Source organism: Gammaproteobacteria bacterium (assembly GCA_022340215.1).
GTDB lineage: Bacteria > Pseudomonadota > Gammaproteobacteria > JAJDOJ01 > JAJDOJ01 > JAJDOJ01.
Map to the genome: position 1 here is coordinate 1 of JAJDOJ010000164.1, position 12504 is coordinate 12504.

The following is a 12504-nucleotide window of genomic DNA, read 5'->3' on the forward strand; positions in this document are numbered from 1 at the left end:
CTGGTGGTGATCGAGGCCGAGCACTTCGACGCCAGTACGCCTCGGGCCGGTCACGAGTGGCTGCTGAAGACCTCCCCGGGCGGTTTCGAGGGCGAGGGTTCCATGCTTGCCGCGCCGGAGGATTCGGCCAAGGTCACCGCCAACTACAACGCCAACAGCCCGCGACTGGACTATCAGATAAACTTCACCGAAACCGGCACACACTATATCTGGGTGCTGGGATACGGGCCCACGAGCAGCTCGGATTCGGTCCACGTGGGTCTCGACAGTGACGAGATCGCTTCCGCAGCCGGTATCGGGCCCTTCGATCCGGAGGATAACTGGGTCTGGGAGGACAGGGGTGGAGCCAGCATCCAGATCGCCTCGCCAGGCGTCCACACCCTGAACCTGTGGATGCGTGAGTCCGGCATCTCCGTCGATCGCATCCTGCTGACCACCGACCCGTCCTTCATCCCCGGTCCGGGCCTGGCCGAGAGTCCTCGTGGCAGCGCCTGCGGATCGGCGCCGACGGTGGAGATAACGTCTCCCGTTGCGGGAGATTTCCAGAGCAAGACGGACCTGTTCGTCACGACCCGGACCTGTCTCGAAGGCGCTTCACATTCGGGCTGGGGAATCCGGGTGAGGGCTGACGGCGGACCCAGCGCCGGGGGATCGGAGGCCTTTGCCTATACCTCACCATGGTCGGTCACGCTGTTCGGGCTCGCCCTAGCGGAGCACGTGATCGACGCGGACGTCGTGGACGAATCCGGCAACCCTGTCGCCGGCAGCCAGACGCACGACCAGGTCAGCCAGATCGGGATCGGCGACGGCTATCTCGCCATCGGCGACAGCGTTACCCTCGGCGTCGGGGATGACGACCCGAGCGACGACACCTCGCAGGACGGCAGGGTCACCGGCGGCGGCTTCGCTCCGATCCTTAACGACCTGCTGAGCAGCCCCCCGACCAAGGGATATCCCCACCGTATCATCAATAATGGTGTAGGTGGTGAAACCTCCGCAGGCGGGCTTCAGGAACTGCCGGGTGTGCTGAGCGCACACCCGGATGCGGACCGCGTCCTGATCATGTACGGCATGAATGACGCCCGCCCCTGGCTACCCGTTCCCAGCGGTCTGGGGTTGTCACCCGGTGATGGCGGATATCCCGGCACCTACAAGGACAACATGCAGCAGATTGTTGACCTCGTGAACGCCGACGGCCGTGAGGCAATGCTGGCCACGGTCAACATCGCTCTCGGTGACAGCACGAACACGACGCCGTATCCTGACCCCAACCTCGGAGCCCGCAGCGTCCTGATCCAGGAATACAATGATGTGGTGGACGAACTGGTAGCCGACAACGCGAACGGAATCAATGTGACACCACCGAACTTCTACAGCCATTTCGAGGTGAATCACCCGACAGAGTACTCGGACAATATCCACCCCAATGGCGCGGGGTACGACTCGATGGCCGATCTCTGGTTCAATGCATTGACACAATAACGGCATGAAATCGCTCACACGGATTATCGCAGTGGCAACGCTCCTGGCCACACTGGTTTCGCCAGCCACCGCCGGTGACCTGCGCGACGAAGACCCGCAAACCTGGGAAAGGGCGGAGTCGGAGGTGTTCGTACCGCTGTTCGAGGCTTTACAAGCGGGTGACGTCTCGGCGATCAAGCGACTTCTGGATGCTGACTTGTTCGGACAGTACCACGTTCTGCTGGAGCGAAACTCGGCGTACCCACAGTACCTCAGAGACTACTACCGTGGCGCGACCTTCGAACTGCGAGGGATCGAGGACGAAGGCGACCGTTACACGGCAGATGTGGTCATCCAGTGGCCGGACGGCAGGCGCATCCCGGTTCGAATGAGCGCCAAATCCCTGAATGCGAAACCCCGCACCGGACAGCGCTAGATCGCAACCTGAGCGCGCTACAAGACAAGAATACCCACTAACCTTCATGGATATTGACCATCCACCCCAGAAGATGAAAAACCACGGAAACTGGCTCGAAACGAACTGTGCGAACTCAATTTTCTGAAGCCGAACGAGCGTGACAAGAGATTCACGCCTGCAAGGGGCATCCGTCAAATCCCGGTACGCCCCACCGTACACCCGAACCTGGCTACGAGTTGCCGAAAAACAACTGGTTCTGTTCTGCCCGGAGTTGGTCCACGAGACGCCCTTGCGGGACTTCCACGTCGTCGTACGTCACTGTGGTGTCTTTAGGAATATTCCGTTTCAACCTACATCCCTCTGCTAGCCCTATTGGCAGGAGTCTCTCCGCGGAACAGACATCCGCATTCTCCGCCTCTCCGTAGGTCATGTAGTATCCCATGCCGTCCAGTACCTGCCCTGCCTTGAGATCGATCTTGGCGGTCGTGACCACGTCGACGCAGGGACCTCCAGCAGGCATGATAGCGCCGTCATTAAACAATGCAGCGCGGGCTACGGTCGTCGGGACCTCGAAGTGGCATAGGTGATAGGGTGTATAGAAGCAATACAGCGGGCCTTCTCCCAGTTTGTACAGATTCAGATAGTGCTGCTGTTGCGGGTGATCGTGCGTTCCGAGGACAAACACCCCCGGGCCCGGTTCCGCCCTAACCACGTAATCGACGATCCCCGTGCCTTCGATGAGGTCTTCGAGTGGATACCAGTTCACGGCCTCCTTGATCGGGGTGCCCGGCTCGACGGTCGGCCCGTGCATGCCGCGTTTGGCCACGCGCATACCGGTCGCATTCGCCACGATGGCCTGCTCGAAAGAGATCTTGGTCCCGTCCGCGAACGAGGTCACCATATGGGCCTTTTGACCCCATTGCCTGGCAAATCCCTCCTGGGTCGTCGGATTACGGTACGGGTCCTGGAGGCCCTTGATGTTGCCGCATAGCACCGGTTTGACACCGATGCCCTGAACGAATCGATAGAGGTTCAGAATGACACCGGGCTGGTCACCATCGGCATTCGTGTAAACAACGCCAGCCTTGTCCGCATAGGTCTTCAGCAATGGCCCGATCGTACCGTCCAGTTCCGCGTTCATGATGACGACATGCTTGCCGTTCTCGATGGCCTCCATCACCACACGGGCACCGAACTCAACCGCCCCTGTCACCTCAATTAGCACCTCGATATGATCCGACCGGCAAAGAAGCATAGAATCGTCGGTTACGGCATAGGTCCCTTTCTCTATGGCCTCGTCCAGCGATGAGACTGAATCCACGCACAGCGTGTCGTCTACATCCGCCTCCCGATAGGCCCTGATCGCACCCTCGACAGACCGATTGGAAATCGCGACCAAATCCATCCCAGGAGTATATTTCAGAATCTGTAACGCGATTCCCCTCCCCATGAAACCTGCACCTACCATCCCAACCCTGATGGGTCTATTCTCCGCCTCTCTCTGCTTCAGCGCTGTGTCCACAATAATCATGCACGCGACTCCAAAATCTGTCTGGATGGAATATCCCCTTGCGTAAGACCGGTCCGGGCGAGGTGATTAACCCTCAAAGTCCGGCCAAGATGCATCTTTATCGGAGATAACGGAGACCGTGACCGGCCACTCGATTCCCAGGGCCGGGTCGTTGTAGCGCAAACCCTGTTCGGCACCAGGCGTATAGAACTCCGTCACCATATAATAGGCTTCGGTGTCGTCCTCCAAGGTCACGAATCCGTGAGCAAAGCCTTCAGGCACGAACAACATCCGATGGTTATCCGCGGTAAGTTCTACACCTATCCAATCCTTAAATGTCGGGGAGTCTTCACGAAGATCGACGATGACGTCATAAAGGGACCCGCGCGTGCAACGTACCAGTTTCGACTCCTCGTGGGGACTGATCTGGTAATGCATGCCCCGCATTGTGCCCTTTTTTGTGCTCAGGGAAACGTTGGCCTGCGCGAGATCCGCCGACAAACCATGTTCCTGCATTTCCCGCTTGCACCAGGCTCTGGCGAAAAAACCTCTTTCATCCCCCAGTTCCTGGATATCGATGATAAAGGCACCCTTGAATTTGGTCTCGTCAAACTTCATGGCTTGTCGCTTTGTTCTATGTGTTTGGACCCGGCGCCTTAGGCGATCCAGCGCAATTCTTTGCCAAGAAGTTTTCTTTCTTGCAGACCGTTCAGAACCTTTAACCGCATGTATTGGGAGTTCCGGAAGTCCTGGTTGTCAAACCCCATACGCTCCAGTCCCTCTCTCAATTCCCGAATCGATTGATCTAGCGGTACCTGAGGGAGGTGACCCGGGGCAAGCGACTTGTACAGACTGAAATCAACTCGATAGGAGCGCTTGTCCGGTTGGGCTTCCGTGTTGATCTCCAGCTCCACATCCGGCATCTGCTCCTTTACGGCCTCCGCAAGATCTCGAACCTGGTAGTTCCACTCCGTCCTTCCAACGTTGACTGCCAGGAAAGCGCCGCCGTTCGATGCTTCACGGCTCACGGCCCAATTCATCGCGCGGCTCATGTCCTTGATGTCGATTAGCGGGCGCCACGGGGTGCCGTCACTGAGTATCTTGATCTTCCTCGAAGCGACCGCGGCCGCTACAAAATCATTTAGAACCAGGTCCAGACGCAGGCGTTCGCTCATACCACAAGCCGTAGGAAACCGCAGACTGGTGACAACGAAACTGTCTTCAGCCAGACCTTGAATGGATTTTTCCGTGTTTATCTTTGATCTCGCATAGGCGGTTAGTGGGTTTAACTCAGAATTTTCATCTCGCGCCTCACCCTCGGCGTAACCGTATACACTGCAGCTGGAAGCGAACACGTAGGACTTCACGCCCGCCTCTTTCGCCATCTCGGCAATCCGTAGGCTGGAACGGTAATTGACTTCGGCGGTTACGTTCTCGAACGCATTACCCATAGGATCGTTGGAGATAGCGGCCAGATGGACAACGCTGTCCACCCCTCGCAGGAACTGCAGTTCAATATCTCGAACGTCCCTGATGTACTGAACATCGATTCGGGTTTCCGGAAGCACTTCGGCCCCCGTAAGACAGTGACCAAAAAAACCCGTGTCTACCCCCACTATCTTCACCCCCGGATAACCCGCCTTTAGCGTACGTACCAGCGTTGGACCGATGTACCCCATGTTTCCAGTAATTAAGATGTTCTGCATTTTTACTCGAGTAGTTCCCTAGAAATAATTGAAATATTCATAGTCACACTCAAGCAGAGCGTGCCCGTGCCGTGTTTCATTTTCCCTTGAACCGCTGGTATGGGGCAATTCAAGGAGATCTCAATACTCTCAGGTCAAGGTGGATAGATTACGGTCGATATAGTCGACAACGTAAGCGGAGAATGGGATTGAACACGTCCATCCCGGCGACACAGCATTCAACACATGGGTTGACTCACTATTTCCCTCCAACACGAAGTCCATTTCCAGTTTGCGTTTCTTCGTGTTGACCAATTGTGCGCGAATGCCAGGCTTACCCCAATCCCTGAAATGCGACTCGGTAACTCCCGTTGCCAATTTCGTTGCCAGTGAAATCAGATGGTTGCGTGAATACTTCCGGATCTCCGTCATCGCCAACCTGGAAAATTTGAATTCGGACGAGGTAAACAGCGATGCAGAACGCAAACCAATATCGACAACCTCACCTAAACTGAACCCGTTGAACCCATTGTAATTCTCGCGCCAGAAAGCAGGGATAGCAGTAGGCCCGATTTTGGTTATTCCATCAACGGTAATAGTGAAATGGACGCCGAGGAACGGATATTCGAGATCCGGAACTGGGTAAATATGCGTCTTGTATGCCCCTTTCTGTTCATTAGATTTCAGGTAGATTCCTTTGAACGGCAAGATCGCATAGTCCTCGGAGAAACCAAAATCGCGCGCCACCTTGTCGGCGTACAATCCAGCGGCATTCACTAGATGACCCACCACGTAATCGCCAGATTTGGTAAGTATCTTCATTCCGTCTCGCCTGACATATCCAGCGCCGTATCGGAAGTCGATCCCTTCCCGTCTGGCATCCTGCTCCATGTGCTGGATCACCGTGAGTGGATCGGCGGATGATGTTGTCGGCGAATAAATAGCTCTGCGGTAGGTCTTGATTCGCGGTTCTATCCGCCGTGCCTCCTCCGCGCTCAGTTCCTCGAGCGCCACACCATTGGTCGCTCCACGCCTCAATAGTTCATCCAGCAACCTGTCTTCCGACTCATTAGACGCGACGACAAGCTTGCCGCATTTGTTGAGAAATATCCCTTTATCGTCACAATACTCGGTGAGGGCCTGATTTCCGTCCCGAGTAAATCTGGCCTTCAGACTATCGGCCGTGTAGTAAAAGCCAGCATGCAGCACGCCGCTATTCCGACCGCTGGCATGTTCGCCGCAGACGGTTTCCTTTTCCAGGAGGACAACACTGGAACCCGGATTCCGACGTTTTATCTCACGCGCTATGTTGATTCCGATGATGCCTGCGCCGATGACGAGGAAATCGGCTCGTTTTGCCTTGGTCACCATATCTTCCAGGGAGCTTCACCACTATCCCAAATGCTTTCCAGGTGGTTCTTGTCTCTCAGCGTGTCCATGGGGTGCCAGAATCCATGATGTCGATATGCGCTGAGCTGATTGTCCGATACCAACGCGTCCAGTGGTTCCCTCTCCCAGACCGTGGAATCACCTTCGATGTAATCCGTTACCTTCGGCTCCAGGACGAAAAAACCTCCATTGATCCAAGCATTTTCTTCCTTCGGCTTCTCACGAAAATGCTTTATCACGTTCTGCCCTTCTGCGAGAGTAAAAGCTCCAAACCGACCGGTGGGTTGAACTGCGGTAAGGGTCGCTAGTCTACCCTGCTGCCTATGAAAGCTTACGGCCTCACTAATATTGATGTTTCCGACACCATCTCCATAGGTCAAACAGAATGTCTCGTCGCCAATGTAACCCCTCACCCTTTTTAAACGGCCGCCAGTCATGGTTGCCACCCCCGTGTCCACCAAAGTGACCTGCCACTTTTCAACCCCACTCTTGTGGATTTGTGTATCCTTACCCTCCCCGTCAAACGTGAAAGTCACGTCCGACCTGTGAAGCCAATAATTGGCGAAATACTCTTTGATAACATATCCCATGAATCCACAACAAATAACGAATTCACTAATACCATGGCAATAGTAAATTTTCATAATATGCCAGAGAATCGGCATCCCGCCCACTTCGACCATTGGTTTAGGCCGAATCGAAGTTTCTTCCGACAGCCGAGTGCCCAACCCACCGGCAAGTATCACTGCCTTCATTGCTTCTCCATACTTATCGGATAAACCTTGTTTGCGTCTTTGCGTTCCCTACGGCCGTCTTGGCATGGTTTCTGGCCCGGACAGACGGCAATCGCGCTAGATTGCGCCACCGGACAAGCACCGGGGCCACGCTGGTGTGGGAGGCGCAGATTTCAGCGCCTAACTCCGCGATCCCGAATCGGCGCGCATGTCTTGCGCGTCAAAATAAATCTTCCATGATTTAAAGCACCCACTATAATGGCTAGCACTATTGGATTCAGGCATTTATCTTGTCCCCACTAGCCTCAAGGTACGAGAATCGGATAAGGAATCATTGCCGCCACACAATTCTATGCATGGTCTTAATTTATCGACACTGAATGCCAAGGATGTTTGTAGATTAGCGACCAGCGACCATCATGTACAAAAACGCAAATGATGATTACAACGACTTGCAGCAATATTCCATCATTGATGGATACGAAACTGCGCGGGAAATCTACTTTCGATATTCTTGATTGTCAAATGAGTGGGATCATTCGATCCATTATCGACATTCCCGTAGATGGTGTGGTCATGGGCGTCATATACCTCCCCCCCAGGTACCCGCCGATGGCTCTCACCAGCCGCCTGTCGCCTCGGAAGCCCAGCAAATCACCCATTCCAGTCGCTACATCAATTGGATGATCGATTGTCGCTAGAATCCCGAATTGCCCTGAATCATGATGCGCGCCTTCAGTCAGCGGTTGCGAATCCGTCCCACCATCCACTTCATCTCCTCGACACAGCCATCCGGCGCATCCCGGTTCGATGGGCACAGGCGCACAAACGGTGTTCGCGGCAGAAACTGTACGGAGCCAGTAACAGTAGCACACGTAGTCTCAATAGAAAAAATGCCCTTCCCTCCTGGTCGGCATCGAGCATACCTTTTTACGACCGAACCGTCCTCCTCACCAGAAACCGGCTTAGGAGAACTACGCAGGAATTGAAGCTGTCCCGGGGTATTCGATACGAGGGCGTCTGCGGCTCCTGATACGAAAAGGCCTCGGGAGATTACGACACGCCAGATGAACCGACTCATCTCTGCGGTTCGGCAAGTGTCGCGCTCAACACCGCGGCACGGCGCGTACCCCAGCAATCGGCCTCACCATATGCAATTCGTCGCCCGACCGGCCGGGATCCTCAAGTGGAATCGGGATCGCGCTCGAACGTCGAGACCCGACCGCGGAACACTGTCACAAAGTGCTTATCCACCGCCCTGGAAACCAGGCCCTGAACAGCGGCAGCGGCCTGTTCTGCAAGAACTTATTTTTGCCTCCGTTTCGGCAACGTGAGTTCGAATGCGCAGGATCTTCCGAGACAAGTGCACCATGACCGCTCCGAACCACGACCACGAACCTTCACGACCCGCTCTTCCAGGAATGCCCTTCCGCGCCAGCCTCACCCCAGAGTTCCTCGAGACGCTGGTCACGCCCGCAACGATAGCGGTAGTACTTGTAACGGATTGGGTTCTTTTTGTAGTAGTCCTGATGGTAGTCCTCGGCGGGATAGAAAGTCGAGGCCTCCACGATCTCCGTGTGGATCTCGCGCCCGCCGAGCGCAGGCTCGGCCACTTCCTGGACGCTGCGCTCGGCCAACGCCTTCTGCTGCGCGTCGTGATAGAAGATCGCCGAACGGTATTGATTGCCGCTATCACAGAACTGGCGATTCTTCACCGTCGGATCGATGTTATGCCAGAAGACCTCGAGGAGCTCCCGGTAACTGACCTTGTCCGGGTCATAGGTTACCTGTACGGCCTCGGCGTGACCGGTCCCCCCCGCCGAGACCTGCTCGTACGTCGGGTCCTGCACATGTCCGCCGGTGTAACCGGATACCGTCTCGACCACGCCGTCGACCCGGTCGAAGGGTCCCTCCATGCACCAGAAGCATCCTCCTGCGAACGTGGCGACCTGGAATCTGGCCTCGTCGGCCTGGGCCGACGAGATCAGCGCGATTGTACCCGCGAGCGTGATGCCGGCCAGGTGCCACATGGCTTGAATCTTTCTCATCTGGAATCCTCGTCTCACCGAATGGTGGTTCATTGCTCGAACAGCGCCCGGAACTCTCCGTAACCCTCTTTCTCCAGGTCCGCCACCGGAATGAACCGCAGCGACGCGGAGTTGATGCAGTAACGTAATCCGGTGGGCTGCGGGCCGTCGTCGAAGACGTGACCGAGGTGAGAGTCGGCCTGAGCGCTGCGAACCTCCTCGCGCACCATGAAAAAACTCCGGTCCTTCCTGATCACGATGTTCCCGCTCTCGAGCGGTCGGGTAAAACTTGGCCAGCCTGTGCCGGACTTGAATTTGTCGAGCGAACTGAACAGGGGTTCGCCGGAAACGATGTCCACGTAGATCCCGGGTTCCTTATTGTCCCAGTATTCGTTGTCGAAGGGCCGCTCGGTGCCGTCATCCTGCGTCACCTTGTACTGCAGCGGCGTGAGTCTCTCGCTGAGATCGCCCTTGTCAACCGGCTTCCCCTGCGAGCCGGCGATTACGACGATCGCTCCAACCGCCCCCAAAACGGCGATCAGTATTGCCGAAAGGATGCTTGGCTTCATTGCATTTCACTCCTGGCCCCCGCGTTTCGGGGCATTACAAGATCGACTGTCAGACCATAAGACCGTAAAAACCCTCGGATCCTTGCAAACGCGCCGCACTCGGTCGTTGTTTCCGGGGAGCGGAGCTTCAGGGGCCGAAGATATGATCCTCACACCTCCTGTGGTCGGTGCGCGCCCCGGATCAATCCCCGTGAATCGTGATCCGGTAACGCCGGATGTCTCCGTTGGTGCGCACGATATCTCCAGATCGCAGGGAGAAATCGCCCGTTCGCCTGTCGCGGTAGTACAGTGCCAGGGTTTCCCGGATTACCGGGAAGGCGATCTTGTCCCAGGGGATGACCTCCTCCTCGAACAGTCTCACGTCCAGACTCTCTGCACCCGGACCGAACTCCAGATCCTGCAGCGCGCCCCGGAAGATCAGATACACCTGGTTGATGTGCGGTAGATTGAAAATCGTGTACAGCCCTTTGAGCGTCACGTGCGCATTCGCCTCTTCTACGGTCTCGCGACAGGCGGCCTGCAGGGTTGTCTCGCCGTTCTCCATGAATCCCGCGGGCAAGGTCCACAGACCGTAGCGCGGCTCGATGGCGCGCCGGCACAGAAGAATCTTATCTTCCCACTCGGGGAGACAACCGGCCACGATCCGGGGATTCTGATAGTGGATGGCCCCGCATGCGCTACAGACGTGACGGGGTCGGTTGTCACCCTCTGGAACGATGAATTCGACTTCCGATGCGCAATTACTGCAGTACTTCATCGATGAGTCCATTGTGAAAATCGCGATTCTGGAATTTCTACCCATTGGACCGACGCGTTACCGGCGGGTTCTCGAGGCCTGTTGCATATGGACAACAAGAGCCGAATCTGCGACGGGTTCGAGCGCAGGAACCGATCTCGACAACTCTGGAATAGACCCGGAGTCACACGCTAAAGCATAATGCCGCGCAGTCAACAACGAACACCCGCCGGGTAGTCATCCGACAAATTCACCGCTGGAGTTACGCCATGCCGAAATTACCCGTACATTCGTTGCATCACGATTTCTACCTTGTCCTGTTTCTGCTCCTGATCAGCCAGGGAGTCTCTGCAGCAACCGGTAAACCCAATATCCTTGTCATCTTCGGTGATGATATCGGGATGTACAACATCGGCGCCTACCACCGGGGATTGCTCGGCGGAAAGACACCTAATCTCGACCGCATCGCGGGGGAGGGCGCGATGTTCACGGACTACTACGCCCAGCAAAGTTGTACGGCAGGGCGAGCCGCGTTCATCACGGGTCAGCACCCCTACCGCACCGGCATGCTGACCATCGGGATGCCGGGTGACACGCAGGGGATCCAGGCTAAGGACCCCACCATCGCCGACCTGCTGAAACCTCTCGGCTACAACACCGGACAGTTCGGCAAGAACCACCTGGGCGACCGCAACGAGTTCCTGCCCACGGTACACGGCTTCGACGAGTTCTACGGAAACCTCTACCACCTCAACGCCGAGGAGGAACCTGAAACCTATTTCTATCCGACCAACCCGGAGTTTCACAAGAAATTCGGCCCGCGCGGCGTACTCAAATGCGTATCTTCCACCAAGGTTGACGACAGTGAAGATCCGCGTTTCGGCAAGGTCGGAGCACAGCAATGCGAGGACACCGGACCGCTATCCCGGGAACGCATGACGACCGTGGACGACGAGTTCATGAAATCCGCGCTGGATTTCATCGACAGGTCCCATCGGGACGGCAAACCCTTTTTCGTATGGTTTAACTCCACCCGAACTCATGTCTGGACCCATCTCAAAGAGGATAGCGTGGGCAAGTCAGGCTACGGCCTCTACGCCGACGCGATGCTGGAGCACGACAAGCAGGTAGGTACCCTGCTCGACAAGCTCGACCAGCTCGGGATCGCGGACAACACCATCGTGGTCTACTCCAGCGACAACGGTGCGGAGGTGTTCACCTTCCCGGACGGTGGTTCGATCCCCTTCAAGGGAGAGAAAGGCACGACCTGGGAGGGCGGTATGCGCGTGCCCACGCTCGTTCGCTGGCCGGGGGTGGTGGAACCGGGCCGCGTGATCAACGACATCTTCAGCCACGAGGACTGGCTTCCCACCCTGCTGGCTGCCGCCGGCGTTCCCGACGTGAAACAGCAGCTGTTGAAGGGCTATGAGGCGGGTGACAAGACCTTCAAGGTCCATCTCGACGGTTACAACCAGACCGGATTGCTGAGCGGCAAGGACGAAGGCGCCCGCAAGGAGATCTTCTACTTCGACGCCGGCGGACACATGAACGCGATCCGCTACAAAGACTGGAAGATCAGCTTCACGATCATGGAGGGCTCCATCAACGAGGCCTATCGAAAGACGCCGAGCTGGCCGATCGTCACCAACCTGCGAATCGACCCGTGGGAACGGGCGCCGTTCGAAGGCAGCGGCTACATTCGCTGGTATGCAGACCAGATGTGGATGTTCGTCCCCGCTCAGGCCGCGGCAACGAAGTTCCTGTCGACCTTCAAGGACTATCCGCAGAGCCAGAAGGTGGGATCTCTCAGTATCGACAACGCAATCGAGATGCTGGAGAACGCGCAGTCCAGCGCCGTGAGACAATAGCCGTTACCAAACGGATCGGAAGGACCACGCGCGGCCCTCCCGATCCGCTGCCGGCTCCGGACACGGCCTGCTATCATCCTGGCTGCGGAGTCGACACACTCGTTCCC

At 56.6% G+C, this 12504-nt stretch carries 11 protein-coding genes; 3 read left to right on the plus strand and 8 right to left on the minus strand.

The window, feature by feature from the left end:
• Both LJE91_11565 and LJE91_11570 read left to right on the plus strand, forming a co-directional pair.
• The coding region (locus tag LJE91_11565) for a GDSL-type esterase/lipase family protein (GenBank protein ID MCG6869331.1) at positions 1–1482 on the plus strand (1482 nt) is incomplete at its 5' end.
• A gap of 4 nt (positions 1483–1486) precedes the next feature.
• Positions 1487–1897 (plus strand): hypothetical protein, encoded by a 411-nt coding sequence (locus LJE91_11570; GenBank protein MCG6869332.1) that lies wholly within the window; start codon positions 1487–1489, stop codon positions 1895–1897.
• 211 nt (positions 1898–2108) lie between these two features.
• On the opposite strand, the gene LJE91_11575 is transcribed toward LJE91_11570, so the two are convergent.
• From LJE91_11575 to LJE91_11610, 8 genes are all read right to left on the minus strand, one after another.
• The gene (locus LJE91_11575; protein MCG6869333.1) at positions 2109–3410 is read right to left on the minus strand and encodes an NAD(P)-dependent oxidoreductase; all 1302 of its coding nucleotides are present in this window, start codon (positions 3408–3410) and stop codon (positions 2109–2111) included.
• A gap of 66 nt (positions 3411–3476) precedes the next feature.
• A complete protein-coding gene (gene rfbC, locus LJE91_11580) occupies positions 3477–4007 on the minus strand; it encodes a dTDP-4-dehydrorhamnose 3,5-epimerase (protein MCG6869334.1) in 531 nt (176 codons plus the stop codon).
• A 38-nt stretch (positions 4008–4045) separates the two neighbouring features.
• Positions 4046–5095: an SDR family oxidoreductase gene (locus LJE91_11585; protein ID MCG6869335.1), complete on the minus strand. Its 1050-nt coding sequence runs from the start codon at positions 5093–5095 to the stop codon at positions 4046–4048.
• Positions 5096–5224: 129 nt separating this feature from the next.
• Positions 5225–6445 (minus strand): L-2-hydroxyglutarate oxidase, encoded by a 1221-nt coding sequence (gene lhgO / locus LJE91_11590; GenBank protein ID MCG6869336.1) that lies wholly within the window; start codon positions 6443–6445, stop codon positions 5225–5227.
• On the minus strand, positions 6439–7218 hold the full coding sequence (rfbF, locus tag LJE91_11595) for a glucose-1-phosphate cytidylyltransferase (GenBank protein MCG6869337.1): 780 nt from the start codon (positions 7216–7218) through the stop codon (positions 6439–6441). Before rfbF ends, lhgO begins: the two co-directional genes overlap by 7 nt.
• A 1379-nt stretch (positions 7219–8597) precedes the next feature.
• On the minus strand, positions 8598–9245 hold the full coding sequence (gene msrA, locus LJE91_11600; GenBank protein ID MCG6869338.1) for a peptide-methionine (S)-S-oxide reductase MsrA: 648 nt from the start codon (positions 9243–9245) through the stop codon (positions 8598–8600).
• 29 nt (positions 9246–9274) lie between these two features.
• Complete coding sequence (gene msrB, locus LJE91_11605; GenBank protein ID MCG6869339.1) at positions 9275–9793, minus strand: peptide-methionine (R)-S-oxide reductase MsrB; 519 nt, start codon at positions 9791–9793, stop codon at positions 9275–9277.
• A gap of 181 nt (positions 9794–9974) precedes the next feature.
• A complete protein-coding gene (locus LJE91_11610) occupies positions 9975–10550 on the minus strand; it encodes an NUDIX hydrolase (GenBank protein ID MCG6869340.1) in 576 nt (191 codons plus the stop codon).
• A 248-nt stretch (positions 10551–10798) separates the two neighbouring features.
• On the opposite strand from LJE91_11610, the gene LJE91_11615 reads away from it, so the two are divergent.
• Entirely contained in the window at positions 10799–12397 is a 1599-nt protein-coding gene (locus LJE91_11615) for an arylsulfatase (protein ID MCG6869341.1), read from the plus strand.
• Positions 12398–12504: the final 107 nt, after the last annotated feature.

What these genes read in the sequence shown, in the direction of transcription:
- rfbC (MCG6869334.1), bottom strand. Translation starts at nt 4,007, where the DNA reads ATGAAGTTTGACGAGACCAAATTCAAGGGTGCCTTTATCATCGATATC.
- LJE91_11585 (MCG6869335.1), bottom strand. Translation starts at nt 5,095, where the DNA reads ATGCAGAACATCTTAATTACTGGAAACATGGGGTACATCGGTCCAACG.
- LJE91_11575 (MCG6869333.1), bottom strand. Translation starts at nt 3,410, where the DNA reads ATGATTATTGTGGACACAGCGCTGAAGCAGAGAGAGGCGGAGAATAGA.
- rfbF (MCG6869337.1), bottom strand. Translation starts at nt 7,218, where the DNA reads ATGAAGGCAGTGATACTTGCCGGTGGGTTGGGCACTCGGCTGTCGGAA.
- LJE91_11570 (MCG6869332.1), top strand. Translation starts at nt 1,487, where the DNA reads ATGAAATCGCTCACACGGATTATCGCAGTGGCAACGCTCCTGGCCACA.
- msrA (MCG6869338.1), bottom strand. Translation starts at nt 9,245, where the DNA reads ATGAGAAAGATTCAAGCCATGTGGCACCTGGCCGGCATCACGCTCGCG.
- msrB (MCG6869339.1), bottom strand. Translation starts at nt 9,793, where the DNA reads ATGAAGCCAAGCATCCTTTCGGCAATACTGATCGCCGTTTTGGGGGCG.
- lhgO (MCG6869336.1), bottom strand. Translation starts at nt 6,445, where the DNA reads ATGGTGACCAAGGCAAAACGAGCCGATTTCCTCGTCATCGGCGCAGGC.
- LJE91_11615 (MCG6869341.1), top strand. Translation starts at nt 10,799, where the DNA reads ATGCCGAAATTACCCGTACATTCGTTGCATCACGATTTCTACCTTGTC.
- LJE91_11610 (MCG6869340.1), bottom strand. Translation starts at nt 10,550, where the DNA reads ATGAAGTACTGCAGTAATTGCGCATCGGAAGTCGAATTCATCGTTCCA.